Below are 25,821 nucleotides of genomic sequence, written 5' to 3'. Positions count from 1 at the left end.
GGCTTAAAATTCGAATTCCCTGTTGACGGGCGGAAGTTCGGGCGGGAAGTCGTCTTTCGACTTCGGGTTGTGTATATGTTTCGGCGGCTTGCCGAGGCGCGTTTCGACGTCTTCGTCGATTTCGCGGATAATCCTTTCGCAGATTTTTCTGACGTGCATTTGCAGCCAGATTGCCGTGGACGATTCGGGCGTGTAGTTGTTCGGCCCGTAGGCGTCTATTCTGTCGCTTTCGAGGAGCATGTCGTTCTGCTCGAATTCCGCCTCGCTGCCCTCGCTGTAAACGGCGAAGGTTTTGCCGCCGCCCTTTTTGACGACCGAAAATACCGGAACGTCGCTCGGCCCGTCCGCGACGTAAATCATGTTGCGTATCGGCACGCGCCTGTCGGCGGGGTCGATGTGCGAGTTTACGTCTATTGCGGGGTTTTTGTTTGTGCCCTTGTTGATTTCGAAAATGAAGCGCGTCTTGATTGTGTTGTCTACAATCATGCCGATTTGGTTGATTTGCGTCGATGCCGCGTCGAATTTGAATTCGGGTTGTTTAGAGAAATACGGCGGCATCGGCTCTTCGAGAAATTCGCAGCCGAAAATTCCGTCAACATACTGGGCGATTTTGCTGCCGCGTATCATTTCGGCAAGTCCCGTGCTCACAATGTAGTGTTCAAGCGCAATGTCGGCGTTGCGCGACTTTGCAATCTTCTTTACGGTGTCGCGCAGCGACGTGAAAAGCGACGGTATCCCCGGACAGAATTGCAGCTTTCCGCCGAGCCTTTTGAGCTTTGCGTTGCTCAGCCCCTGCATGTAGCCCGCCTTGACGAATGTCAGCAGGTGGTTGAGGTAGACCGTTTCGGGCGACACCCTTATTCCGCGTTCGGCGTAGATTTGGGGAAGCATGTTGACTTCGCGCCAAAACGTTTTTTCGTCAACGTCGTACTCCTTGAAGATGGGCGTCTGCATGTATGCGGGGATAAGTGTCTTGTCGAAATCCCAAATGCAGGCGACGACGTTGCTCGAACGCATTGAAGTGTCGGTTTTTCTATTCATCGTCCCAAACTAAAACAGAATGTTTTTTTCTTTGCAAGTATCTTCGTTTTTTTGAAAATGCGAAAATATGTCGGATACAAAGGACACAAAAGACGGGCTTGCGCCCCGCTCCAAAAACGCGGCAAACCGCCGCGCGCGCGGGCTTGTCGTGTCGGTTTTGCACGACATCAGCAAGACCGCCGTCCGCATGAAGGACGTCTCGCTGCTTCTGCGCGAAGTGCTCGACATTCTCTTCGACCGCATGAACCTCACGCGCGGCACGGTAACCCTGCGCAACGGCGATTTGCTCACAATCTGCGCTTCGCACGGGCTTAGCGACGAAGAGCGCAAGCGCGGCGTTTACCGCATGGGCGAGGGCGTTACGGGCGACGTCGCCGCGCGGGGAGTCTCGCGCGTGGTGCCCGACATTTCCAAAAGCCCCGACTTCCTCAACCGCACGCTGAGCCGCACGATGTCGTCCAAAACCGCCTTCCTTTGCGTGCCCATTTTCAGCAGGGGCAACGTCATCGGAACTCTCAGCATAGACAGAACCGACCCCACAAAATACGTCCTGCGGCGCGACCTCAAACTTCTCGAAACAATCGCCAACATCATTTCCGACGCCGTGACCGTCCTTTTCTTGGAGCGCGAGGAGACCGAAAAGCTCAACTCCGAAAACCGCGAGCTGCGCAACAAAATCGACCTCCAACTGCGCCCCGAAAACGCGATAGGCAACACCGCCGCGATGATTAAAACATACGAGCTTATCGCGAAGGCGGGCGAGGGGAATTCGCACGTTCTCGTGCGCGGGGAGGTCGGCGCGGGCAAGGATTTCGCCATGCGGGCAATCGCAAACCGCCCGCGCTGGAAGGACAAGCCGCTTGAAATTCTCGACTGCTCCACCATGCGCGACTCGCTCATAGACGCCGAGCTTTTCGGCGCGGACAGCCCCCGCCGCACGGGGCTTCTCGAAAAGGCGGACGGCGGCATTGTCTACCTCGACTCGATAGGGCTTATCGGCAAGCCGCTTCAAATAAAGCTTCTGAAATATCTGGCGTCGGGCGAATATGTGCGTTCCGGCGGAACGGAGACGCTGAAATCCTCCGCGCGGATAATCGCCTCCACTTCGGGCGACTTGGAGGGGCGCATGCGCGACGGCATAATCCGCCCCGACTTCTACTACCAGCTTTCGATTTTCACAATCTCGATTCCCCCCCTGCGCCGCCGCCGCCGCGACATTCCCGCGCTCGCAAAATTCTTCCTCCAAAAACACGCGCGTCTGCGCGGCAAAAAAGTGATTTCAATCAGCGCGGGCGCAATGAACATGCTCTGCGCGTACCACTGGCCGAGCAACGTGCGCGAGCTTGAAAACTGTATAGAACGCGCGGTGATAATCGCGGCGGGGCAGTCGATTACCGAGTCCGACTTGCCGCCGTCGCTCCAAACGCCGCAGTCCACAAATACCTCCAAACTGAAAACGGAGGAGAACATAGACTTCGCCAAGATGGTTGCCGAATTCGAGCGCGAAATCATCGTGGAAGTCCTTGCGGCAAACGGCGGCAACGCCTCCGCCGCAGCCCGACAGCTTTCGGTTTCGCGCCGCATTTTAAACTACAAAATAGCGCAGCTTGGCATTGCGCCGAAGTCTTTCAAACCCCTGAAAAAATAGGCTAATGAACGCGGACGCGTTTTCGGGTTTCGCGCCGCCCGCGCCGCTTTGAATGTCCCCGCCTTGCAGCGTTTTTTTTCGGGCGCGTTTCGGCAGGAATCCTGCATTTATCGCGTTTCGGAGGCGCGGTTTTTTGCGCGTTTTTGAAGCTCCACAAACGCCGCCCAGTGGTAGATTGCCCCGCAGCTTGCGCATTTGTCGTAGTCGATTTTTGCGACCGCCTTTTCGTAGAGCGATTCTATCGGTTCGGGAATTTCGCCGCGCGGGGCGATTGCCGCAACGAGCGCGATTTCTCCCGTGTCGCGTATTGTCCGCCAGACATCGCGCGACTTTCCGAGCTTGGGTATGTTGTAGCCGTTTCTGACTTCCGTTTTTTCGGGCCTGCGCCAGTCGCCGTAGGGCGTTTCAAGCTCGGCGGCGTCGAAGCGTTTTTCGAGCCTCGGCGCGAGTTCGGCGCACAGCTTCGGCAGCTTCGACATCAGTTTTTCTATCCGCGATTTCAGCATGGGGTCGCTCTCGGTTTCGCACAGCAGTTCGAGCGAAATCTGCATTTGCAAAAAAGAGTAAATCGGCGTGTACGGCGCGATTTTTATCCGCTCCGAAACGGCGATCGCTTCCCCGATTCCGCTTCTGTAAAGCGAGTAATATTCGGGCTTTCCCGAAACGTCCCACGCGGCGGCGTACGCCATCGAAAGCCGCGCGGCGACATGCGGGCGTTCCGTCGTGAAGCGGCTTATGCGGAGGGCGCAGGGCTTGCCGTCGAGGCGCAGGGAGTCGAAGTCGTTCTCGGCGACCACGTTTCTGCGCAGGCGTTCGGCTATTCTTATCAGCGCGTTTTTCGCCCGCTCGCGCCCCTCGGCGTCGGACACCGCGCTTTTGCAGTATTTCCAAAGTCCGTGAATGCAGTGCGTGTACTGGTCTACCGACGAATTTATGTATACGCTCCTGCCGTCCTCTACACACAGCCCGCGGGCGACGAACCCGTCGGGAAGCACGAGGCTTTCAAGCCCCTCGGCGACGAGCTTTGCGCGCGCGGCGGTTTGCGGGTCGGGCGACATCTCGTATTTGTCGGCGAGCGCGGCGAGAACCGTTCCGCCGAGAATCGCGCAGTCTTCCATTCCCGTGGCGTATCCGCACGGATTGGGGTACTGCCGCCCGACCTCCTCCGCCGTCGGCAGATGGCTCTGGCAGGTTTTTTCGTCGAACGAGCTTAGGCATTCGTAGAAAAGTTTTGTTTTGGGAACGAAGAAGCGCGACCACATCACGCGTTCGGCGTCGGCGATTTTTTCCGCCGAAACCCCGAACGCCTGCGCCGCCGCGACCGCAAGCATGACCGCCGTAAACAATGTCCTCATGCGTCGGGAGTGTTTCAAAATTCCGCCCGAAACGCAAAACAATTTTCGGGCTTCCCGCCGCCGTCCGTTATTGCTTGACTCGCCCGCGCCGCCGCGGAAAATCGGCGCGATATGTCCATGGAAAGATTCAAAAAACCGAATGCCGAAGCAATGAAGAAACTCGATGCGCTTGCCGCAAACCTGCGCGCGCGCAAGTTCGAGCAGCTTGGCTATCCGTTCGACCAGGAAACGAGCCTCGCGGGCTTCTACCAGTGGCTCGTCGATACGGGGCTGTGCGACCTCACCCTCATCAACGTCGGCGACCCCTACAAAACGCAGTGGGACATGCTCCACACCGACGAGTTCGAACGCGCGTGCATCGACTTTGTCGCCGACTCCTTCGGCTTCGGCGGCGACCACTGGGGCGTGATTTCAAACGGCGGCACCGACGGCAACATGCACGGCGTCTATTTCGGCAGAACCGCGCTCGCGGCGAAGTCGGACATTCCGCCCGTCCTCTACGTTTCGGACGAGGCCCACTATTCGGTCAAGAAACTCGGCGACATTCTCGACATCGAAACGCGCACAATCCGCGCCCACGAGTCGGGCGAAATGGACGTCTCCGATCTCGAAAAAAAGCTTGCGCCCGACCGTCCCGCGCTCATCGCAATCGCAATCGGCGGCACTTTCAAGGGGGCTATCGACGACCAGCGCGCAATCGACGAGGTCGTCAAAAAAGTCAATCCGCCCTTCGTCTACAAGCACCTAGACGCCGCGCTCTTTGGCGGCTATCTGCCTTTCCTCGACGACCCCAAAGCCCGCGAAATCCTCGACGCAAGCGTAATGGGCTTCGACTCAATCGCCGTTTCGGGGCACAAGTTCTACGGGCTGAACGAGCCCGCGGGAATTTTCGTCTGCCGCAGGGAGATTTTGTCGCACGTGCAAAACAACCCCGTGCCCTACCTTAACGGGGTGATTCCCACAATTTCGTGTTCCAGAAGCGGTTTCGACGCCCTCAAACTCTACTGGCGCATATCCGTCGCGGGCAGGGAGGGCATGCGCAAACAGGCGAACGCCGTCCTCGAAAACGCCGAATATTTCTACCGCGCCCTGCTTAAACGCGGCGTGAAGGCGTGGAAAAATCCGTATTCCAACACGGTTATATTCCAAAGACCCGCGGACGAAGTTGTGCACAAATACGCGCTTGCGTGCTCCGACGACGAACATTGGGGCAGGTTGTCGCACGCAGTGGTAATGCAATACTTCACTCACACACTAAGTGATGAAATCGCCTCCTCGGTAGGGGCGTGAAAACGCCCCTCTAACAGCGTTTCCCTGTATTCGCAGACCGCTCGCGTACGAAAGTACGCCACGCGCCCTGCGAATACAGGAAAGCCACTCTTATAGGGGCATTTTGACGCCCCTAAAATTACAGCGCACGGCGCGGAAGATTTTTAAGTTGCGCTGGGATAAAAGTTAAGTTTACAAAAAAGCGGAAATTCCATGTTTTGCGGATTTCCGCTTTTTTTCTCTCCGCGCAAAGCGCGTCTATTCTAATTTGTTTCTTTCCCAATATCACATATCCCAACGCCAGTAATTGCCGCAGGCAATACGGACTAATCGGGAAAAGGCGCGGTTATAGCCGCGCCGTATTATCACAGAAAGGAACGAAGTTCCGTGCCGTGCAGGCTGCAGCCTGCCCTGCTGAGGGTGGCGATTAGGGCAGTGTCGGTGCGGAGGACGCGGTTGCCGAGGGAGACGAGGGTGTAGTTGTTGAGGCGGAGGAGGTTGCGGTCGGGGTTGGAGAAGCCGCGCTCGCTGCCGAGGATACCCTTGACGTGGAGGTCGGGAGATTTATCCAAAACGTCGTGGAGAGCGGCAGTTGCCTCGTATAGGTCGGGAGCGATTTTCAGGGAATCGCGCGGGGCGAGGGCGTCGAGCATTTCGACGGCTTCGGTGAGGCTCGACGCGGTGGAGAACGAGGGAATGGAAGTCGCGCACGCCTGCTCCGCGCCTTTTTCGAGCCATTTGGCGTATTCGCCGCGCGCGTAGAGCCCGCTTTTTGCGTAGTCTGCCTCGCCTTTCGACGCGGCGTAGAATAGCAGATTTTCTACACCGAAACACGCGGCTTCGAAGAGCATGCGCTGGGCAATCTGCGGGCGGGCGAATGCGACGGCGACGGACGCCGCGAGCGGGGCGGGATTCGGGGCGTCGGAAATGGGCGTGAGCGTCGCGCCGCCGTCGGCGAGCTTTTCGAATTTGCATACAAAAAGTCCGCCGTTTGCCTGACCCGCAAAGACCGTGCCGCCGTCGGCGGCTTTTAGGACTTTTTCGACATGCTCGAGCTTGGGGCTGTCGGGCGCAAGCTTGAACGGGGGCGGGGTTGGGAAAATCAGGCAGTTCATAATTTCCGCCCACTATGGCAGATTTGCGCCCTTTTGAAAGAAAGATTTTCGGCTATCGGCGGCGGCGTGAAATTATGTGTTGAAATCGGGGCGGCAATGTGTTGATATATATACATGAATTCTCAATTTACACAGGAAGACGAAGCGGCTCTCCGCGACTCGCTTAAACGCTGCTCCCCCGCGACAATCGAAAAGGCGGTGGAATTTAGAAAAACGGGCAATCCCGAACTCGTCGGCGATGTCGTAATCGGCATTATCGAACGCTTCGTAGAGCCGGACAAGCGCGACGCCCTGAAAAATCCGCCAGATTCTCTCGTGATTATCGACGACCTCGGTCTCGACTCGCTCACGATGGTGGAAATCGTGTTCGCGGTGGAAGACGCAATCGGCACGACAATCGCCGAAGACGAAGTTCAGAAACTCCGCACGCTCGGAGACATCAAGAACTTCATCAAGGAAAAAGTGTCCAAATAACTGCGGACTTTTTCGACCGCCGCATATTCGGGGGGAGGAGTGGCGGTTTTATCCCCAATTTCAAAGTAAAAAAGTCTTTTCGCGCGGGAGCGTCGGAAAGATTTTGCCGTTTATTCAATGGAAGACAACCCCGACATACCCAATTCAGTAATCGTACGGCGGCTCACCAAGTGCTACGGACAGGTGAAGGCGGTCGAAAACGTATCGTTCCGCATAGGCAAGGGCGAAGTCGTCGGCTTTCTCGGCCCGAACGGGGCGGGCAAAAGCACGACAATGCGCATAATCGCAGGCCTCATGCCGGCGACGTCGGGGAGTGTGCACATCTGCGGAATAAGCGTGGCGAACCGTCCCGACTCCGCCCGCCGCCACATAGCCTTCATGCCCGAAAACAACCCCCTGCCCGAAGACCTGCGCGTTGGCGAATACCTGCGCTTCCGCGCGGGAATCAAGGACGTTCCCGAAACGGAGATTTCGAAGCGGGTTGACGAGGCGATGGAAATCTGCCAGCTGAAACGCTCGGCGGCGAAAAAGATAATAGGGAATCTGTCGAAGGGCTTCCGCCAGAGGGTGGGAATAGCCGACGCAATACTTTCGCGCCCCGACGTGATTATTTTGGACGAGCCGACAATCGGCCTCGATCCCCACCAGATTCTCGCAATCCGCGAACTCATCTGCTCGTTGCGCGGCAAGATGAGCGTTGTAATCAGCAGCCATATCCTGCCCGAAATCGAGCTTGTGTGCGACCGCGTGATTATAATAAACCAGGGGACGGTTGTTGCGAGCGGCTCGCCCGCAAGCCTGCGCAAAGACTTCATTCCGTTCGACAGGTACGAAGTGGGCTTGAAGGCGTCGCCCGAACGCTTCGCCGACATTTTGAAGCGCATGCAGCTCGACCTTTCTATTGAGTCGGCTTCGGGGGCGGACGCGCTCGGATATTACGGCTACGTTCTGCGCGCGCCGCAAAATTCGAACTACGGCGCGGCGATAATCGGCGAGCTGTCGAAGGACGCCGCGCTTGCAACGCGCCTTGTGGCGTACCGCAAACCCTCGTTGGAGGAGATTTTCATGGCGGCGACCCGCCGCAGCTGGGAACAACTGCGCGACCTTCCCGAAACGTCGAAAATGGTCGAGGAAATAGACAAGGAGAGACAATGAGGAGATTCGGAATTCTCGTCCGCCAGCAGATTTGGCAGCTGTTCATATCGCCGTCGACATACATTGCGGCGTTCCTGTTTTCGGCGTTCATGGCGTTGATGTACTTGCTTGCGCTTGTGGACGCGGGGCGCGTCGCCAGCGAAAATTCGCCGATAGCGAACTTCCTTTCGGTGTTCTGGGTTCCCGTGCTTTTCATGGTGCCGCTGCTTACAATGCGCACCCTTGCCGACGAGCGCCGCGCGGGCACGCTCGAAGCGCTGATGACAACGCCGATAACCGCGTTCCAGATTGTGTCGGCAAAATTCATTGCGTGCTACTTTTTCTACCTGCTTTTGTGGGCGTCTACGCTCGCATACCCGCTAATTTCGCGCTTCTACCTGCCCCAGATTGCCGCCGACCCGCGCTTTTTCGACATCGCGCAAATTTCGACGGGCTACCTGTTCATTGCGGTGGGCGGGGCGATGTACGTCGCGGTGGGGATTTTCGCAAGCTCGCTCACCCGCACGACGCTCGTTGCTGGAATGCTGTCTTTTTGCATGCTGTTCCTCATCATAATAGGGGGCGGAATTGTCTCGAAATTCCCCATGCCCGAAAGCGCGGCATGGCTTTCCGAAACGGGCGAATATTTCAGGACGTTCAGGCATTTCGACGACTTCATCTCGTCGGTTTTGGATACGCGCCCGTTCTTCTTCTACATAAGCACGGCGGCGGTGCTTCTGGCGATAACGTCGCTCATAACGGAGTCTAAAAACACATGAACGGGAAATTCGAGGATTTTAAAATCACCACGCGCGTGCGCAGCCTCAATCTGTGGATTCAGATTCTGCTGGGAATTGCGCTGTATGCGGGGCTGAATTTTGCGGCGTCGCGCCACTACCAGCGTTTCGACATGTCCGAAAACAGGCGCAATTCGCTGTCGCCCGAAAGCGTGGCGTACGTCAAGAACCTGCGCAAGCCCGTCGAGATTTACGCGGTGGTGTCCATGGGGCGCAGCGACAACGAAAGCGCGGCGATTGTCCGCGACTTCAACACGCTCTTCCGCCAGTACGAATACGCCTCCAACAAGACCGCGCCCGTCAGCGCAAAATTCGTCAACGCCCACATAGAAAACAAACGCGCCGAAGAGCTTGCCGCGCGTTTCGGCAGCGATTTGGAGGAGTGCGTGATTGTGGCGTCGGGCAACAAGTTCAAGCGCATTCCGATTCTCGAATTCTACGGGGTCGAGGACGGCGCGCGCAGGGATTTCAAGGGAGAAAGCCTGATTAGCTCGGCGATTCTCAACGTGTCGGCGGGGCGCGACACAAAGATATATTTCCTCAAAGGGCACGGCGAAATGAGCGTCAAAAGCGCGAACGGCGCGAGGGGACTGTCGGAGTACGCGTCGGCGCTTGCCGCCCGCAACTACAAGGTCGAGGAGCTTGATTTGAGCGAGACCAAGGAAGTTCCCGACGACGCCGACATGGTGGTTGTAGCGGGCGCGAAATCGACCTTCCTGCCGAGGGAAATCGACGCGCTCAGAAAGTACCTTTTGAAGTCGAACGGCCGCGGAATTTTCTTTCTGGAAATGGGCTCGCTCCTCGGCTTGGAGGACATTCTCTACGAGTGGGGAATCATGAGCGACGACATGCTTGTGCTCGATTCGGGCGGCGACTACGAAAGCGCGTCGGGCGACCTCATCGCGAGGTCGTTCCCGAAAAATCCGCACCCGATAGTGAAGTATTTGATAGATTCGGGCACGCCCGTGCAGTTCGGCTCTACCCGCCCCGTGCGCCCCGACTTGGGCTCGCCCATTGACGAAACACTGAAAATTTCGCCGATAGTTCTCGGCGGACCGACAAGCTGGGGCGAGAAATCGTACGCGCGCGGCGGCATGCAGAAATACGACGAAGCCTCCGACTTGGCCGGGCCTTTCCCGCTCGCGATGGTCGCAACCCGCACGGCGGGCGGCGAGCTTGGGCTGAATATCCCCGGCGGGAAGCTCGCGGTTTTCGGCGACGAAAACTTTGTCGCCAACAAATGGTTCAACAGGCTCGGAAACTCGAAGCTCGCGCTGAACGTCGTGGACTGGATGTTCGAGGAAAACAACAGGCTCAACATTCCGCCGCGCCCGCTGAAAACGTTTTCGCTGACGCTTTCGCAGTCGGACGCGTTTGCGCTGGCGTGGAGATTCCTCTCGATTCCCGCGGCGATTTTGCTGCTTTGCATGGTGGTTTTTGCGGCGCGACGCCGATAGAAAGGTTTATATGCGATTCAGACTCACTATTTTTCTCATCTTGGCGAACGCCGCGCTGTTCTTCGCCCTGTGGTCGCTTGAACGCGATCCGTCGGCGGCTGCGCCCGCCGCCGACACCGTGCCGTTTACCGTTCTCGAAATTTCGGGCAGGGGCATAGACAAGCCGCGCGTGCTGAAATTCGAAAACAACAAGTGGCGCATAACTTCGCCCATCGACTGGCCGGCGAACCTCTTTGCCGTCAACCGAATCAGAAACCAGATTGAGTTTCTCGACAGGGAGGCGAGCTTCTCGCTTTCCGAGGTTTCCAAGCACGGGCACGGGCTCGCCGAATACGGCTTGGACGATCCCGCCTACACGTTCCGCTACGGCAACGGCAAAAAGATGTACACGCTAAAAATAGGCAAAAGCGCGCCCGTGGGCGACCGAATCTATATGCTCGACCAAAACGGCGACAGGATAATCGTGGTCGATAGGGAGTTTGTCGAAAGCCTTGTCGTCGATACCGAGCGTCTGCGCAACCAGAATGTCTTTGACATTCCGCGCTTCGAGGTCTCCGCGTTTTCAATACGCCTGCCGTCGGCGGAGTCGGCGGGGTCGATGAAGGGCAATTTCCGCAGAATCGGGCTTGTGCGCGACGGCGGAAAATGGAAGTTCGAAACCCCGATTGTCGCCGCCGCCGACGGCAACGAGGTGGAGGCGTTCCTGGGCGAAATCTGCCAGCTGCCCGCAAAGAGCTTTTCGAACGAAAGCCCCGCGGAGGCGGGCTTCGAGGTGTCGGCGCTGCCCACCACAATCACGCTTGAAGGCACAAACAGGCGTCAGGTGCTGCTGCTCGGCGGCAAGACGAAAGACGGCTCGCAAATCTACGCGCGTCTTGAAGACAACCCGACGATTTTCACGCTCGACGCCGCCGCGTTCAAGAACCTTGCCGACTTGCAGACGACGCTTCGCGACAAAACCCCCGTGCGCTTCGACATAGAAAAAGTTTCTGGTTTGGACATTTCCAAAAACGGCAAAACCCTGCGCTTTGCAAAGCTCAAAAACGGCGTTTGGGACGTCGCGGGCGAACGCCGCGACGGCGCGTCGGCGACTGCGCGGGCGGACGCCGCCGCTCTCAGCGCGCTGCTGTTAAACCTTTCCAAAACGCGAATCCGCAGCTTTGTGAGCGACGCCCCTGGCGAGAATCTGGCGCGTTTCGGCATAACGCCCGAATCGCTTAAAATCACGGTTTCGATGTCCGACGGCGCGTCGGCGGGGCTTGTTGTGGGGAGCGGTTTCGACGCTTCGGGCGCGGGGCTTGTCTACGCAAAAACGCCCGACTCCGACGCGGTTTTCGGCATAGACCGCGACGTCGCAAGCCTTGCCGATACGGACTTCCTGCGCTACCGCTCGAAAATCGTCGAAATGCTGCCCGAAAAGGCGGTTCTGACCTCCGTGAAAATTTCAAAAGGCGGCGCGGAGCTGTTTGCTCTGAACGCAAAAAACGGCGATTTTTCGGAGGCGGTCTCGAAGCTCGACGCCCGCACACGCGCCGCGGCGGAAAAAATCGTAAATTCCGTAAAGCTTTTTGCCGTTAAAAACTATGCCGACTGCGCGTTCGACGCAAACGGCGTTTCCGTCGGCGGGAAAACCGTCCCGTGGGAGTACGCGCTTTCGGCTGAATTCGAAGTGCGCGGCACGGGCGCAAACGTCTCCGAAACGCGCGGCTGGAAGTTCACAAAACGCCTCGGAGGACTCACCCAGTACGGGCTGTACGGCGATTCCGTGTTCGTGCCGACGGCGGATTTCGTCGACGCGCTTTTCGAATTTACGCGCGGCTCGGTCGTTTCCGAAGAGCTGCGCAAGCCCGCTCCCGTAGCTCCGCCAAAAAAATAGCATTGTGGCTCGAACCAAGACAGGCCTGCGCGTCTCGACGTTTCTTCTGAACTCGTTTTGGCGCGCGCTCTACGGATTGAACGCGTTTCTGTACGCGCTGCTTGCGTTTCAATGCGCCTTGGCGGCGGCGGTCTATTTCGACTTCCGCATAAGCCTGCCTGAATTCGTCCGCGAGCAAATCGAAGAGGCGGCGGAAGAGGCGGGGCTTGACTTGGAAATTTCCGCGCTGAGGATTGATTTCAGGGGGAACATTGAGGCGGATTCGGTCGCGGCGCGTTTCAACGGCACGCCGGAGGATTTTTTCAAGGCGCGGAAAGTGTGCGCAACGCTCGGTCTTGCGCCGCTGCTGCGCGGCGAGTTTGTGCCCGAATCCCTGCGGATTATCGACGGGCGCGTCGGGGCGACCTATGCCGACGTAGACAAAACTCCCGCGTTAAAATCGCTCTACTTCGACGCTTCCAAGCGCGGCGAATGGTGGAAAATAAACGCGTGCCGCTTTTCCTCCGCGGGGGTGTCGGTCAGCCTTTCGGGCTTTGTGAACGAAAATTTCGACCCGTCTTCGGCGTTCGGCGGACTTCTCGCGAAGTCGGACGCGGACTCTGCGGACGCGGGGCAATCCGCGACGCCCGCGCGCCGCTTCGACGCCGCAATGTCGAAGTTTCCCGAATTCAAAAAATACGCCGACATGTTTTCCGCGCCCGCGCTGAACGCCGAGTTCGTCTTCTACGCCGGCGGCGCGTGCTCGGCGGAGGCCGCGCTCGTGGCGGGCGGGGCTACTTTCGACCTGCTCGGCGCGGACGCCGACGCAAGGAATTTCCGCGTAAGGCTCTCGTACGACGGAACGCGCGGGACGGACTCGCTTTCGGTTTCGGCGTCGGCGGAGAATTTTTCGAGGGAAAAGTTTCCGTCGTTCGAAAACGTCTCGGCGCGGGCGGGGGTTGTTTTCGACGGCGGCTATGTCGGGCTTGAAAACGTCGAGATTGCCGCAAAGAAAATTTCGTACGACGGCACCGACATCGGGAACGTCGCGGTCTCGAAAAGCTCCCTCGACACCGCGAACTGGCGGGGGGGCTGGCGGGTTTTCGCAAGCATGGGCGCGCACAGGTTCGGCGGAGAATTTTCGGTTTCGGAAAAAGGACGCGTGCGCTTCGGTTTTGACGGCGTTTTCGACCCGCGCCCGCTGCTCGCCCGCCGCGAGCTTGCCGACATTCCCGAACTGAAACAGCTCGACTTCCCCAACGGCATTTCGCTTTCGGGAGGCGGCTGGGTCTCGGCGGAATCGGGCGACGCCGACGTGCGCATGCGCGTCCGCGCCGACAACTGTCTTGTGATGAATATTCCCGTCTCCGCGCTTTCGGGCGACGTTTCGTATTCGGGCGGGGTAATGCGGGCGGAGAACCTTTCGGTCGCCGCGCGCGAGGGCTGGCGCGTGGGCGGAGAGTTTATTCAGAATTTCGACACTTTGCAGTACCGCGTGCGCGTCGTCGGAAACATAAGGCCGATGGCGATTGCGCATTTCATGGAGGACTGGTGGACGCGCGTGATGAAGGATTTTAAATTCAGGGGCGGCAAAAATTTCCCGTACGCGGACGTGTCGGTCGAGGGCACATGGGGGAAGCCCGAATACATGTGGTGCTACGCGCGGGCATCGGGCGCGGACGCGGAGTATTCGGGAGCTGAGTTCTCGTCGTTTTCGCTGAACGTGCTTGTCGCGCCGGAGCGCATTTCGCTCTACAACGTGGACATCGACGCGGGCGGGCGTCGGGCGAACGGCACGATAGAGTGGCTCTATCTCAAAGACGGAATAACGTCGTTCGACGAGCAGCGGATTGCGTTCGATTCGGAGCTGTCGCCGTCGGAACTTGTCGCGCTCGGCGGCGACGACGTGCGCGAAGTCTTCGACGTCGTTCAATTCAAATCTCCGCCCAAGCTGAAATTTTCCGCGCTTCTGCGCAACCCCGAAAACAATCCGAAAAAACTTTCCGACATCTTTAACGCGCAGGCGGAGGTCGCGGGTGAGACCGTCGTGGAAAACGTCGCGACTCTCGTCGGGGCGAAGTTTACCGCCCGAAGCGACAAAATCGACACGCTTATCGAAAACGCGTCGTTCGAATTCTGCGGCGGGAAGACCGAAGGCTCCGTCGCGCTTCACAAAACGGAGAAGTCGATGGAGTTCGACGGCAGCTTCCGCGCCGACAAAATGAATCAGGCGGCGTTTACCGATTTCCTCTACTCGCTCGGCTCGGACGGCGGAAGCGCGGACGAAAAAAACGCGCGGGAGAAATCCGCAAACGCCGCGCCGCCGCAAAAAAAGAAGTCAATCGTCGACGGCGGCGAAAACGGAACGGTGTCGATGTCGATTGCGCTTAAAGGCGACGTCGCGCATTTCGAGGACGCCGTCGGAAGCGGCTACGCGGGCGTCGAAAACGCCGACCTAATCAGGCTAAACCTCTTCGGCGTGCTCTCCCGCGCGCTCTCGGCAATGCGTCTTCCGTTCGGGTCGTTCGACATAACCTACGCGCTAAGCCCGTTCGAGATTTCGGGCGGGGCGGTGAAGTTCCCGAAGCTCGAAATGGGGGGGGCCGTCATGCAAATCAAGGGCGCGGCGGCGTACGACTTCGTGCGCGACGACCTCGACGCCTCGCTTGCGATACGCCCGTTCGGCGGGCTTACGATGCCGATTGTTTCGAGCGTTGCCGCCATTCTCAACCCGATTGCAAACACTGTGGAAGTGCGGCTCGACGGCAAACTGTCGGACCCCGAAGTGGACGTGAAAGTCAACCCCGTGAAAATCCTCAAAAGCGAGGAGGCGGTTCTCGAAGATATGCGGGATTCGCTTTGATATTTGCTTGTCAAGCGCGGTCGGGCGGCGTAATTTTCGGGCATATGAATAATGACGGAAAACTGCGTTGCGGCGTCGTAGGCGTCGGATACCTCGGTCAACACCACGCCCGCATCTATGCGGAGCTTGAATCCACGGAGCTTGTCGGCGTTTACGACAACAACCGCGAACGCGCAATCGAGATTGCCTCGAAATACGAGGGCTGCAAGGTGTTCGATTCAATCGCCGAGCTAGGCGCGGCGTGCGATGCGGTAAGCGTCGTCGTCCCGACCGACCGCCACACGGAAGTCGCGCTCCCGCTCCTCGAACAGGGCTGCGACCTCCTCATAGAAAAGCCCATCTGCACGTCGGTTGAAGACGCCGAACTCATCGTCAAAAAAGCGCGGGAGAAAAACCTCGTGGTGCAGGTGGGGCACATAGAGCATTTCAACCCCGTCATGGAGTTCATGGAATCGCGCGTGGACAACCCGCGCTTCATCACCGCCGACAGGCTCGCGCCGTTCAACCCGCGCGGAACGGAAGTAGGCGTCGTGCTCGATTTGATGATTCACGACATCGGCGTTGTGCTAAAACTCGCAAACTCGCACGTCTCGAAAATCGAGGCAGTGGGTGTCAACGTTCTGAGCAAGAGCGAGGACATTGCAAACGCACGCATTCAATTCGAAAACAAGTGCGTGGCGAACCTCAACGTCAGCCGCGTAAGCCTCAAAAAACTGCGCGAAATCAGAATTTTCCAAAAGGGAACGTACATGTCGCTCGACTACATGAACCAGAAGGGGCATGTAATCAGAATCAAGGACGCCACGGAAATCATTCCCGAAGAAGTGCCGATTGAAAGGCACGAGCCGCTCAAAACCGAACTTGCAAGCTTTGCCGACTGCGTGGTCAACAAGAAAAGCCCGAAGGTGGACGCAAAGCTGGGGCTTAGCGCACTCGAAGTCGCGCTCGAAATCACGCGCCAAATCCGCGCCCAAATGGCGGAGGAAAACGCCGTATAATGCCCGACGTTCTCGCCACAAGGACGTTTTCGTTTGCCGCGCCCGAACGGGGCGCGTGCGACGTGCTTGTCATTGCGGGCGAGCATTCTGGCGACGAACAGGCGGAGCGCATGGTCTCCGCCGCCCGCGCGGAAAATCCCGACCTTAAAGTCTGCGCGTTCGGCGGCGCGTGCCTCGCCCGCGCGGGGGCGCAGCTGCTCTTCGACATGACAAGCTTTTCGGTCGTCGGGCTGTTCGAGGTTCTCAAAAACTACGGGTTTTTCAAAAAACTTTCCGAAGCCGTCGTGGACTGGATTGTAAAATACAAGCCCAAAGCCGTGTGCTTTGTGGACTATCCCGGCTTCAACCTGCACATCGCAAAAATGCTCAAAGAGCGCGGCGTGAGCGTAAAGGGCGGCGGCGGAACGCGCATGCTCTACTACATCAGCCCACAAATTTGGGCGTGGAAGGCTGGACGGCGTTTCAAAATGGCGGAAGTGCTCGACTCGCTCGCGGTGATTTTCCCGTTCGAGACAAAATGCTACGCAGACACGACCCTCGAAACTTCGTTTGTCGGCCACCCCTTCCTTTCGCCCGAATACAAGCCGCCCGTGCGCTACGACGCAAACGGCGAAATTTTGCTGCTTGCGGGCAGCAGGGGAATCGCGGTTTCGCGCATTTTCCCGACGATGGTCGGCGCGTTGCGAATGCTCCCCGAAGAACGCGCCGTGGCGATGTACCCGACGGAGGCAATCCGCAAAATTCTCGAAGACACGCTTTCGCGCAATCCCGACGTCGCCCCGCGCGTGCGCCTGATTGCCAACGAGTCGGAAGTTGTCTCCGCAAAGGCGATGATGACAAGCTCTGGAACGATGTCGCTTTCATGCTCTTTGGAGGGCATTCCGGGGGCGATTGTTTACAGGGCGAACCCGCTGACGTACATAGTGGGGCGCGCGCTTGTCAATATTAAATATTTAAGCATAGCAAATATCATTCTCGACAAGCCCGCGTGGCGCGAGTTCATACAGTTCGACGCCTCCCCGAAGCCGCTTGCCGAATACATGCGCGGCTGCCTCGGCGAATCGGCGCGCGCGGAATTTCTTGCCTACGCGGGCACGCTGAAATCGGTGCTCCGCGCTCCGTCGAAAATGTCCGCCGCAGAGTGGCTGCTGGCGAGAGTCTCGGAATAGCCGCGCGGTTTCTTTGCGCGGAGTTGCGCGTGTTGTAGGCGAATTTTTTCCCCGCCTCCGCGCTGTCGAACGCTTAAAGTTTTACCGCCGAAAACACCCTGAACGCCGCTCCCATGTGGACGGGGCTTAGCAGTTGCGCAAGCTCGCGCTTGCGGAAGTCGAGCGGGTTGGGAGATTCGGCAATCTCGCGGATTTTTCCCCGCGCGCGCCGCATGAAAAACGACTCCTGCGTCTCCGTAGAAATTCCGCAAAATCCGCATTTGCCCGCGATGTCTGCGAGCATGTCGGAGCACGGCGAAAACGTGATGTCGGCGTCGCCCGCGTTCCGCGCGATGTCGGCGAAATCCGCATGCTTGAAGTATCCGCGCGCCGTGCCGAAGGGCAGTTCGGAAAGCTCGGCGGCGGTTCTGAAATAGTCGGCAAAAATTATCGCGCCGCGCCGCGTTTGGGCGCAGATTTTTTCGAAGAGTTCGAGGGCGTCGAACGAAGCGTCTATCCTGAACCCCTCCACTTTCGCGCGGGGAAAATATTTTTCGAGCATTGCGGTTTCGGCGGCGTCCGCTTCGCCGAAAATTTCGCAAACGCCGAATCCGCCGCCCGACTTTTCGATTTCCGCAAAGCCCTTGCGCCACTTGCCGCCGCCGAAGCGGAAGCGCGAGAACGGGCGGGCGTCGAGAAGCTCGTTGGAAATTACGACGGCGTTCGGCGGAATTTCGATTGGGTCGCCGAGCCGCGCGACTTTCGAGTTTTCGATTATGCGCGTGTTCGGCTCCGCGCCGATTTCGTAGAATTCGAAGCCTGCGATGTCCGCGCCGCGCTCCGCCAGAAGGCTTTTTGCGGACTCAAACACAAGCTCCGAGAACACCCTTTCTTTGAGGCTTGCCGACGTGTAGAAGTCCGCGCCGTCGCCGCCCACGCGCAGTTTGTCTTTGCGGTAGTAGCCGAATTCGGCGTCGTAGAGGCAGGCGTCGATGAAAGTTTCCCACGGAATTTTTGCGGAGTTCCCGCGGGCGTGTTCGCCGAAAAGTTTTGCAAGAACGGGGTTCATTCGAAAGTTCCCGCGCGGGCTGTGATTGTTTTCCAGACGCCCCTTGCGGCGTCGGTCGGGGCGTCGGTTGTGGAGGTCGCCACAATCTGCGCGTCGGCGTCCACGCAAGACCAGAACGCGGAGCGGCGCGAGGCGTCAAGCTCTCCCAAAATGTCGTCGCAAAGAACGGTCGGTCGGACGCCGAGAGTGTCGCGCAGAATTTCGAACTGCGCGAGTTTCAGCGCGATTACCGCCGACCTCTGCTGCCCCTCCGACGCGTACGTTTTCGCGTCCCTGCCGCCGACGAGTATTTTGAAGTCGTCGCGGTGCGGCCCGTGCGAGGTTGCGCGGCGTTCGATGTCCTTCGCCCTGTGTTCGGCGAGGATTTTCAGCAGGGCGGCGGGCGATTCGGCGTCGCAGTTGGGCCTGATTTTTATTTCCGCGCTTTCGCCGTTTTCCCGCGCGAGGATTTCGTATTTTTCGGTAGCGCGCCTGCCGAGCTCTCCCAATATCCCGCGCCTCGCCGACAGGATTTTTGCGGCGGCCTCCGCCATCTGAATTTCGAACGGCAGGTACGCCGATTCGCCCGTTTCGCCGCCGCGCAGAAGCGCGTTGCGGTGCGCGAGGGCGGCGTGGTAGGTTTTGAGGGCGGCGAAATATTCGGCGTCGAGCGATGAAACGAACATGTCGGCGTCTTTCCTGCGGTTTTCGGGCGAGCCTCTCAGAAGCCTGATGTCTTCGTTGCCCATTGCGAGCGCGGGGAATTTGCCGATGAAGTCGGAAAATTTGGTCTCTTCGCCGTTGACCGAAACGCGCCGCTTGTCGGAAACGGAAATCAGGATTTCGCACTCGCCGAATTTTTCGTGCTCAACCCCCGCGAGAATCCGCGCCTCGTCTTTGCCGCACGCGACTATTGCCGACATGTCCGATGTCCTGAACGAGCGCAGAGCGCAAAGCATTCCGAGCGACTCCAACAGGTTGGTCTTCCCCTGCGCGTTTTTGCCGCGAATCCACACGCTTTGCGCGTCGAGCCGCACGTCGGCAAACTCCACATTCCTGAAATTTTCGAGCCTTACAAAATTAATCTTCACAAAATCGGAAAGAAGTGTAGGGTGGACGCAAATTTCATCAACGCAAATTTTCGGCAAAATGGAAAAAGGAAGCGACTATCTCCAAGACGCGCTCGAACGCAGGGAGGACGATTTCGAATCGTCCCTGCGTCCGTCTGGCTTCGACGCATTCGCGGGGCAGCCCAAGACGGTCGAGCGGCTGAAAGTGATGGTAGGAGCTGCGAAGAAACGCGGCGACACCCTCAGCCACATTTTGCTCCACGGCCCCCCCGGTCTCGGCAAAACCACGCTCGCGTTCATCTTGGGCAACGAGATGGGAGCGCAGGTTCGCATAACTTCGGGCCCTGTCGTAGAAAAGGCGTCCGACCTCGCGGGGCTTCTTACGAACCTCCAAGAGGGCGACATTCTCTTTATCGACGAAATCCACCGCATTTCGCGCACCGTAGAGGAATTTCTTTACAGCGCGATGGAGGACTTCCGAATCGACATCATGATTGACCAGGGGCCGAACGCGCGGAGCGTGCGGCTGAACGTGCCGAAATTTACGCTAATCGGGGCTACCACGCGCACGGGCATGCTGTCGTCGCCGCTACGCAGCCGCTTCACGCTGCAAACGCGGCTCGACTACTATTCGCGGGCGGATTTGGTTTCAATCGTCCTGCGCTCGTGCGACCTGCTCGGCGTGCGCATCGACAAAAACGGCGCGGACGAAATCGCCCGACGCTCGCGCGGCACTCCGCGCATAGCAAACAACCTCATACGCTTTGTGCGAGACTACGCCGAGGAACGCGCGGGCGGGAAAATCACGCGCGACGTCGCAGTCTCCGCCCTCGAACTTTTGGAAATCGACGAAAACGGGCTTGACGAAATGGACAAGCGCATGCTCCGCGTCATGGCGCAAAACTACGGCGGCGGGCCCGTCGGGCTTGGAACGGTAGCCGTCGCCGTCAACGAGGAGGCCGACACTCTCGAAGAAGTCCACGAACCCTACCTCATTCAGGAGGGATTCGTGAAGCGCACCCCGCAGGGGCGCGTGCTCACCGACAAGGCTTGGCGCGTGCTCGGGCTTGGCGGAATCGCGCGGCAGGGCGACCTTTTCTGATGGATACGCTCGACTACATAATAGTGGGGCAGGGCATTGCGGGTTCCTGCCTTGCGTTCGAGCTTCTCGAACGCGGCGCAAAGATTGAAATTTTCGACGAATCGTGGCGCGACGCCGCCTGCCTTGTCGCCGCGGGCGTCATTAACCCGATAACGGGTAAGCGGCTTGTCAAAAGCTGGCGGAGCGGTCTGGCGCACCCCTACGCAAAAAAGTTCTACCGCGCGTTGGAGTCTAAGCTTGGGGCGGAGTTTTTTCACGACAGAAAAATCCTCCAACTATGCCGCTCGCCCGAAGAGCGCGAACTTTGGACAACACGCGCCGAACTTCCCGACTACGCCGAATTTCTCGGCGAATCGCACCCCGCGGGCTTTTTCGACGCGCTCAACGACTCGAACGGCTCGTTTTTCATAGAGCATTCCGCGTGGGTAGAAACGCAGCAGGCAATGGAGGCGTTCAAAAAGTACTTCGAGTCGCGCGGCGTTCTCGTCCGCGAAAGGTTCGACTATGCGAAGCTCGACACGTCGGGCGAAACGCTTTCGTACGGCGGGCTTTCCGCGCGGAAAATCGTTTTCTGCGAGGGCTGGCGCGCGCAAAAAAACCCCTATTTTTCGTGGCTGCCCTACCGTCCCGCAAAGGGCGAAATTCTGTCGATACGCTCCGACGCCGAAGTTCCGCCGCATATCATACACAGGGGCAACTGGATTATGAAATGCGGCGACGGACTCTTCCGAATCGGCTCTACTTGGGACAGGGAACGCCTCGACTCCGAGCCTACCGACGCCGCCCGCGCCGAGCTTCTGGCGGCGGCTCCCAACATGTTCGGCAAAAAATACGCGTTCGATGTAGTGTCGCACAGCGCGGGGGTTAGGCCGTGCACCGCAACGACGCGCCCGCACTTGGGGGCGCACCCCGCCGATTCGCGGCTGCTTTCGTTCAACGGCTTCGGCTCGAAAGGCTACGCGCTAAGCCCGTACTTCGCAAAGCACTTTTGCGACTGGCTCGACGGCAAAACCGCGCTCGATTCGGAGGCCGACTTGGCGCGGCACGCCAGAAAGTTTTTCCCGAAGGCCTGACTCGCGGCGCGCGCCGACTTTCAGCTTTCGGCGCACTCGCGCGCTTTCGCGCCCGCCGATTTTCCGTTTTTTGCGGCACTGCCGAAAAAATTTTTTTTTGACCAATTTGTACGGACATAGTATTCAGAATACTGCTGTCAAATAATTTTTATAGCGGACGGATTTTTGTGCTTAACCGTTAGTATGTTGTGGTGAATCTTTAATAATGCGGCCGCACGGCAGCGTTGTCTTTTTGCAGCTTATCTGTTCATCTTAATTGCTGCGCTTCAATGTAATGTGAAATTGGGAAAAACCATAGTATTCTGAATACTATGCTCCGCCATTCAATTTTAAATTAGAACATAATATTCAAGGTGGCAACTATGAAAAAATCATTGATTGTATTGTCGACATTCGCGCTCTTTGCGGGCGCGGCAATGGCGGTAGAACCTACTAAAACTGTCGAGTCTATCGAAGATGTCGAAAGCTTCGACATTGCGAACGGAGAATATGTGCAGGCTTCGGGCGCGTATTATCGCGACGGCGGTTTGCCCGACGGAACACTCCATAAAGGTCCGGTTGTAAATGTCGGCAGTATGTCGATTGACGGTATCTTCGAGGTCAAAGCTTCCGACCAAGACACATACAGGTTGTATGACGTCAAAAAAGTTTCGGGAGCGGGAGAAATCCGTTTCGGCAGAGGCGTTTACATATCGCAAGAAAGTAATTTCTCGAATTTCGGCGGAACACTCACTCTTTTTACCGCGGTAAACGAGCAGGGCAACAGAAAGGGGTCGGGAGCGTATTTCCTTTCGGGCACAAATAATCCCTCCAATATTAAGGCTTTTAATCTGGAAGAAAATACGGAATTGTCATTTACAAACGGCAACTACACGCTTAACGGTAAAATCGAAGGTGCAGGAACAATTTCGGCAAGGACGCGGGAAAACCTCAATTTTGAGGGCGATAAAATCCTCGAAAACGCCGCTCCCGCAAATGTAGCGATTAAAGGCGACATTTCGAACTTTTCGGGTTCTTATGTTGCCAGAGAGTCTTCTTCCATAAAGCTTGAAACAAAACTTGCCGACAATGTTGTATTTGTCGGCGATACGGGCGGAACACTCGAACTTGCGGGTGCTGCGGGCGACGCAAGAAAGACCATAACAATAGATTCCCATTCCGACACGACAACAAACGGAAACGTGTTTATGTATGGCAACAAGGCAATAATTGCCAATAATTCGCGCGCTGGCGGCAAGGTCGACGCAAATTGCGGCTACATCTACTTCGGCGGCAACCACGAATACACACAGGCAGACCTTGTAAACCACACCTTCGACAAGACGACCGTCCTCGGCGATTCCGCAGGCAATGTAGTTATGGGCGGTAAAGGCGCAGGCGCGTTGACGGCTAAGGGCATAAGCGCAAAGGTTGAGGACGGCGTGAAAATCGGCACGCTCGTAATCGGCGGTGCGGACGGCGCGACGGTCGAGGGCAATACGCAGGTTATTGTCGATTCGGGCGAAATCGGCGCAATCTACGGCGGCTTGAACGGAGTCCACAATGGGGCGACAACTATCGTAGTTAACGGTGGCAAAGTCGGCAACATTTACGGCGCGGACGGCGTTGGCGGTACGGTCAACGGCAATACGACGATTAGTGTAAAAGACGCCACTGTAAATCAAATCTACGGTTCCAACTATGCCTACGATAAGGCGGACGAAACAAAATTCGGCGGCATCAACGGCAACATTTATATCACCGTTGACGGCAATTCGAAAGTCGGGCAAATTCGTGGCGGAATCAACACAAACAGGCAGGAAAGCGAAGAAATCGCCAAGGAAAAAATGGTTCTTGGCGGCAATGTCAACGTCAACGTAAAGGGCAATGCGGTCGTTGGCGACGGAAGTGTTGCAATTATCGGCGGCGGCGGTTCTTACGGTTCTGTGAAAGAACATGTAAGTATCAAAATTTCCGAGAATGCAACGGTCAACGGCGACGTTTTCGCTGGCGCAAACAGTGTAAACAACGACACGCGCGGCAACTTGCCCTATGTCGGTACGGATACTTGGCTTTCGGTCAACGACAACGCCACAGTTAACGGCAATCTCTTTGGCGGGAGCCGCAGGTTCGGCGTCGTTAAGAACAACGCCTATACAAATATCAACGGCGGCACAGTCAACGGCAACGTTTACGGCGGCGGCCAGCAGGGTAGCACGGTCGAGGGTATGACCGCGGTGCGCGCCAACGGAGGCGTAATCAATGGTGACATTTACGGCGGTGGCAGAAACGGTGGGGTTGTAAACAAGCAGACCCACGTTCAAACTTACGAAGGAGCGACAGTTGCAGGCAACGTCTACGGTGGCGGCGAAAACGACACGGTCAAAGGCAACACGCAGATTGAAATCTACGGAAATTCGGACATCAAGGGCGATATTTACGGCGGCGGCAAGGGCGCGGATTCCAAGGTGATCGGCAATTCGTCGATTCGCTTTGTCTCGAACAGCAACTTCACTGGCACGGTCGACGGCGCGGGTCAGGACGGCGGCACGGTCGCGGGAACGCGCATCCTCACCTTCGGCGGTTGGCAAAACGGCGACAAGTGGGACGGCGACTTCAACGGAAAAATCAAAAACATCAACAGCATAGTTCTCACAAACGGCTCGAACGTCTCTAACCTCAAATTCGATATGGCAGAACCCATGAGCTTCGGCGGCGAGGGCACGCTTGAAGTCATCACAAACCTCGACGGCAAAAACATTGATTCAAAATATCTTGTGAATGTTCTCGGCAGTGCGCCGCTCGATATCACGTTCAAGAACTCGACGTTCTCGGGCAACGCAATCAACAACAATTCCTACGGCGTATTCCTCCACTGGGGCGCGGGCAAAATGGCTCTCGACGGCACGACCATCGAAGACAACTCGATAACCCGCAACGACGGCGAGAAAATTCAGGGTATACTCTATTACAACGGTTCGGGCAGCGGCGAAGTTGTGAACACGGTGCTGAAAAACAACACTGTTTCGGCAACGCAAGTCCAATCGTCGGGCGTGTTTGCGTACAAGCAGAATTTGGATATAAAGGGCTCGCAGTTCATCGGCAACAAGTCGATTGGCTCAAACGGCTCTAAGCTCACAAACGGCGCGGTTTATGTGGAAAATCAAAGCGACACCGCAAAAATCGTCAACATTTCCGACACGCTCTTCGACGGCAATTCAGCCGAAAATACTGGCGATGCCTCCATGGGCAAGGGCGGCGCGCTCGCGGTTGTGAAACGTTTCAAGGGCGGTAAAGCACTCGGCGCAGGCGCGGAAGTTGTCCTCAACGACGCTGCGTTTACGAACAACTCGGCTGGCTTGGGCGGCGCGATTTATGTAGGCGGCGAAACGCTCACTCTCAATGCGACGAAGTCTGCTACATTCTCGGGCAACACTGCGACAAACGGCGGTTTCCTCTACATGGACAACGGCGAAGCGGGCAGCACGGCTTCGGCGAAAGTTTCGCTCAACGTCGCAGACGGCGCAACTCTTACAATCGGCACGACGGGCGGCGCAAGCGACTCTATCGCGGGTGTCGAATCGGCGACGCTATCGAAACTCGGCGCGGGTTCGCTCAACGTCAACGGCTCGATGGCTGACTTCAAAGGATCGCTCATCGTTTCCGCTGGCGTGATGAACGCAAATAACGGTCTCGGCGCGAAGTCGGTAAGCATTGCAAACGGAGCTACTCTCGGCGTTGCGCTCGGAAACGGCGCGTTGGAAAACGCCTCCGTCGCGAACAATGGCACGCTTTCTCTCAAACGCGGAACGCTTGCCGACGGCGCGACATTCGCACTCTCCAACTATTCGGGCGAAGAAGGCGCGGTCAAGGCTTACGGCGGCATTCTCAGCGGTGGAACATTCACGGCTGGCAAGAGCGAATCTTTCGTGTCTTCGGCAATCACGGTTGGCACTGGCGCGAACGACGTCCAGAGCGTGAAACTTTCCGACAAGCTTTCGCTCGACTTCGACGTTTCGGGGCTTGGCGAAGCGGCTCTCTCAGTCAACGAAATCAAGGCTTCTACCGACCTCGGCGGCATTAAGGGCGACGTTCTCGCGGCGTTCGACGTCGATTTGAGCGACAACGGCAACACATATTCCGTAGTGTTCAGCGCGCACGTCGGCGCGGTTGAAGACGCAAGCAAGCTGCTTGCGTGGCACAAGGGCGCGGACGGCGTTTGGACAAAGCTCGACACGGCAATAGACTATGCCGACGAAATCGCAAGCATCATGGTTGACGGATTCAGTTCATACGCGTTCTCGCAGATTCCCGAACCTTCGACTTATGCTGCGATTCTCGGCGTGTTGGCGTTGGGCTTGGCTGTGTACCGCCGCAGAAAGTAGAATTGTTTAA

The 25,821-nt window shown here is 57.5% G+C and carries 18 protein-coding genes; 13 read left to right on the top strand and 5 right to left on the bottom strand.

Annotated elements, in window-relative coordinates; all coding sequences use genetic code 11:
- Positions 1 to 3: 3 nt before the first annotated feature.
- Positions 4 to 1,041, bottom strand: a complete 1,038-nt coding sequence (locus P3B99_004860; protein ID WYJ06543.1) for a haloacid dehalogenase-like hydrolase — start codon at positions 1,039 to 1,041, stop codon at positions 4 to 6.
- A gap of 67 nt (positions 1,042 to 1,108) precedes the next feature.
- On the opposite strand from P3B99_004860, the gene P3B99_004855 reads away from it, so the two are divergent.
- Positions 1,109 to 2,689, top strand: a complete 1,581-nt coding sequence (locus tag P3B99_004855; GenBank protein ID WYJ06542.1) for a sigma 54-interacting transcriptional regulator — start codon at positions 1,109 to 1,111, stop codon at positions 2,687 to 2,689.
- Between the two features lie 107 nt (positions 2,690 to 2,796).
- On the opposite strand, the gene P3B99_004850 is transcribed toward P3B99_004855, so the two are convergent.
- Positions 2,797 to 4,044, bottom strand: a complete 1,248-nt coding sequence (locus P3B99_004850) for a hypothetical protein (GenBank protein ID WYJ06541.1) — start codon at positions 4,042 to 4,044, stop codon at positions 2,797 to 2,799.
- Between the two features lie 150 nt (positions 4,045 to 4,194).
- Here P3B99_004850 and P3B99_004845 point away from each other — a divergent pair, with 150 nt between their 5' ends.
- Entirely contained in the window at positions 4,195 to 5,334 is a 1,140-nt protein-coding gene (locus P3B99_004845; protein WYJ06540.1) for an aminotransferase class V-fold PLP-dependent enzyme, read from the top strand.
- Positions 5,335 to 5,678: 344 nt separating this feature from the next.
- On the opposite strand, the gene P3B99_004840 is transcribed toward P3B99_004845, so the two are convergent.
- On the bottom strand, positions 5,679 to 6,428 hold the full coding sequence (locus P3B99_004840) for an RsmE family RNA methyltransferase (protein ID WYJ06539.1): 750 nt from the start codon (positions 6,426 to 6,428) through the stop codon (positions 5,679 to 5,681).
- Between the two features lie 114 nt (positions 6,429 to 6,542).
- Between P3B99_004840 and P3B99_004835 the strand changes: the two genes are divergently transcribed.
- From P3B99_004835 to P3B99_004800, 8 genes are all read left to right on the top strand, one after another.
- Positions 6,543 to 6,902, top strand: a complete 360-nt coding sequence (locus P3B99_004835; GenBank protein WYJ06538.1) for an acyl carrier protein — start codon at positions 6,543 to 6,545, stop codon at positions 6,900 to 6,902.
- A gap of 117 nt (positions 6,903 to 7,019) precedes the next feature.
- Positions 7,020 to 8,057 (top strand): ABC transporter ATP-binding protein, encoded by a 1,038-nt coding sequence (locus P3B99_004830; protein WYJ06537.1) that lies wholly within the window; start codon positions 7,020 to 7,022, stop codon positions 8,055 to 8,057.
- Positions 8,054 to 8,815 carry an ABC transporter permease gene (locus P3B99_004825; GenBank protein ID WYJ06536.1) on the top strand — a complete coding sequence of 254 codons (762 nt, stop codon included), beginning with the start codon at positions 8,054 to 8,056 and terminating at the stop codon, positions 8,813 to 8,815. Before P3B99_004830 ends, P3B99_004825 begins: the two co-directional genes overlap by 4 nt.
- Complete coding sequence (locus P3B99_004820) at positions 8,812 to 10,290, top strand: GldG family protein (protein ID WYJ06535.1); 1,479 nt, start codon at positions 8,812 to 8,814, stop codon at positions 10,288 to 10,290. The genes P3B99_004825 and P3B99_004820 overlap by 4 nt, the downstream gene beginning before the upstream one ends.
- A gap of 10 nt (positions 10,291 to 10,300) precedes the next feature.
- Positions 10,301 to 12,166 carry a DUF4340 domain-containing protein gene (locus P3B99_004815; protein ID WYJ06534.1) on the top strand — a complete coding sequence of 622 codons (1,866 nt, stop codon included), beginning with the start codon at positions 10,301 to 10,303 and terminating at the stop codon, positions 12,164 to 12,166.
- 4 nt (positions 12,167 to 12,170) lie between these two features.
- On the top strand, positions 12,171 to 15,008 hold the full coding sequence (locus P3B99_004810) for an AsmA-like C-terminal region-containing protein (GenBank protein ID WYJ06533.1): 2,838 nt from the start codon (positions 12,171 to 12,173) through the stop codon (positions 15,006 to 15,008).
- 44 nt (positions 15,009 to 15,052) lie between these two features.
- Positions 15,053 to 16,006 (top strand): Gfo/Idh/MocA family oxidoreductase, encoded by a 954-nt coding sequence (locus tag P3B99_004805; protein ID WYJ06532.1) that lies wholly within the window; start codon positions 15,053 to 15,055, stop codon positions 16,004 to 16,006.
- Positions 16,006 to 17,175 (top strand): lipid-A-disaccharide synthase, encoded by a 1,170-nt coding sequence (locus tag P3B99_004800; GenBank protein ID WYJ06531.1) that lies wholly within the window; start codon positions 16,006 to 16,008, stop codon positions 17,173 to 17,175. Before P3B99_004805 ends, P3B99_004800 begins: the two co-directional genes overlap by 1 nt.
- 73 nt (positions 17,176 to 17,248) lie before the next feature.
- Here P3B99_004800 and P3B99_004795 read toward each other — a convergent pair whose 3' ends face one another.
- Entirely contained in the window at positions 17,249 to 18,223 is a 975-nt protein-coding gene (locus tag P3B99_004795) for an SAM-dependent methyltransferase (GenBank protein WYJ06530.1), read from the bottom strand.
- Positions 18,220 to 19,293 carry a DNA replication and repair protein RecF gene (recF, locus tag P3B99_004790; GenBank protein ID WYJ06529.1) on the bottom strand — a complete coding sequence of 358 codons (1,074 nt, stop codon included), beginning with the start codon at positions 19,291 to 19,293 and terminating at the stop codon, positions 18,220 to 18,222. Before recF ends, P3B99_004795 begins: the two co-directional genes overlap by 4 nt.
- A gap of 58 nt (positions 19,294 to 19,351) precedes the next feature.
- On the opposite strand from recF, the gene ruvB reads away from it, so the two are divergent.
- The 3 genes from ruvB (at position 19,352) to P3B99_004775 (ending at position 25,811) form a co-directional block, all read left to right on the top strand.
- Positions 19,352 to 20,374 carry a Holliday junction branch migration DNA helicase RuvB gene (gene ruvB, locus P3B99_004785; protein ID WYJ06528.1) on the top strand — a complete coding sequence of 341 codons (1,023 nt, stop codon included), beginning with the start codon at positions 19,352 to 19,354 and terminating at the stop codon, positions 20,372 to 20,374.
- The gene (locus tag P3B99_004780; GenBank protein WYJ06527.1) at positions 20,374 to 21,447 is read left to right on the top strand and encodes an FAD-binding oxidoreductase; all 1,074 of its coding nucleotides are present in this window, start codon (positions 20,374 to 20,376) and stop codon (positions 21,445 to 21,447) included. The genes ruvB and P3B99_004780 overlap by 1 nt, the downstream gene beginning before the upstream one ends.
- A gap of 362 nt (positions 21,448 to 21,809) precedes the next feature.
- Entirely contained in the window at positions 21,810 to 25,811 is a 4,002-nt protein-coding gene (locus tag P3B99_004775; GenBank protein WYJ06526.1) for a PEP-CTERM sorting domain-containing protein, read from the top strand.
- Positions 25,812 to 25,821 lie beyond the last annotated feature (10 nt).

The organism is Opitutia bacterium KCR 482, from assembly GCA_029269845.2.
In the GTDB taxonomy this organism is placed as follows: Bacteria; Verrucomicrobiota; Verrucomicrobiia; order Opitutales; family Intestinicryptomonadaceae; genus Merdousia.
This window is presented reverse-complemented; position numbering and strand designations above follow the sequence as displayed.

What these genes read in the sequence shown, in the direction of transcription:
- P3B99_004780 (WYJ06527.1), top strand. Translation starts at nt 20,374, where the DNA reads ATGGATACGCTCGACTACATAATAGTGGGGCAGGGCATTGCGGGTTCC.
- P3B99_004840 (WYJ06539.1), bottom strand. Translation starts at nt 6,428, where the DNA reads ATGAACTGCCTGATTTTCCCAACCCCGCCCCCGTTCAAGCTTGCGCCC.
- P3B99_004805 (WYJ06532.1), top strand. Translation starts at nt 15,053, where the DNA reads ATGAATAATGACGGAAAACTGCGTTGCGGCGTCGTAGGCGTCGGATAC.
- P3B99_004820 (WYJ06535.1), top strand. Translation starts at nt 8,812, where the DNA reads ATGAACGGGAAATTCGAGGATTTTAAAATCACCACGCGCGTGCGCAGC.
- ruvB (WYJ06528.1), top strand. Translation starts at nt 19,352, where the DNA reads ATGGAAAAAGGAAGCGACTATCTCCAAGACGCGCTCGAACGCAGGGAG.
- P3B99_004835 (WYJ06538.1), top strand. Translation starts at nt 6,543, where the DNA reads ATGAATTCTCAATTTACACAGGAAGACGAAGCGGCTCTCCGCGACTCG.
- P3B99_004830 (WYJ06537.1), top strand. Translation starts at nt 7,020, where the DNA reads ATGGAAGACAACCCCGACATACCCAATTCAGTAATCGTACGGCGGCTC.
- P3B99_004850 (WYJ06541.1), bottom strand. Translation starts at nt 4,044, where the DNA reads ATGAGGACATTGTTTACGGCGGTCATGCTTGCGGTCGCGGCGGCGCAG.
- P3B99_004860 (WYJ06543.1), bottom strand. Translation starts at nt 1,041, where the DNA reads ATGAATAGAAAAACCGACACTTCAATGCGTTCGAGCAACGTCGTCGCC.
- P3B99_004815 (WYJ06534.1), top strand. Translation starts at nt 10,301, where the DNA reads ATGCGATTCAGACTCACTATTTTTCTCATCTTGGCGAACGCCGCGCTG.
- P3B99_004855 (WYJ06542.1), top strand. Translation starts at nt 1,109, where the DNA reads ATGTCGGATACAAAGGACACAAAAGACGGGCTTGCGCCCCGCTCCAAA.
- P3B99_004825 (WYJ06536.1), top strand. Translation starts at nt 8,054, where the DNA reads ATGAGGAGATTCGGAATTCTCGTCCGCCAGCAGATTTGGCAGCTGTTC.
- P3B99_004845 (WYJ06540.1), top strand. Translation starts at nt 4,195, where the DNA reads ATGAAGAAACTCGATGCGCTTGCCGCAAACCTGCGCGCGCGCAAGTTC.
- P3B99_004800 (WYJ06531.1), top strand. Translation starts at nt 16,006, where the DNA reads ATGCCCGACGTTCTCGCCACAAGGACGTTTTCGTTTGCCGCGCCCGAA.
- P3B99_004775 (WYJ06526.1), top strand. Translation starts at nt 21,810, where the DNA reads ATGAAAAAATCATTGATTGTATTGTCGACATTCGCGCTCTTTGCGGGC.
- P3B99_004795 (WYJ06530.1), bottom strand. Translation starts at nt 18,223, where the DNA reads ATGAACCCCGTTCTTGCAAAACTTTTCGGCGAACACGCCCGCGGGAAC.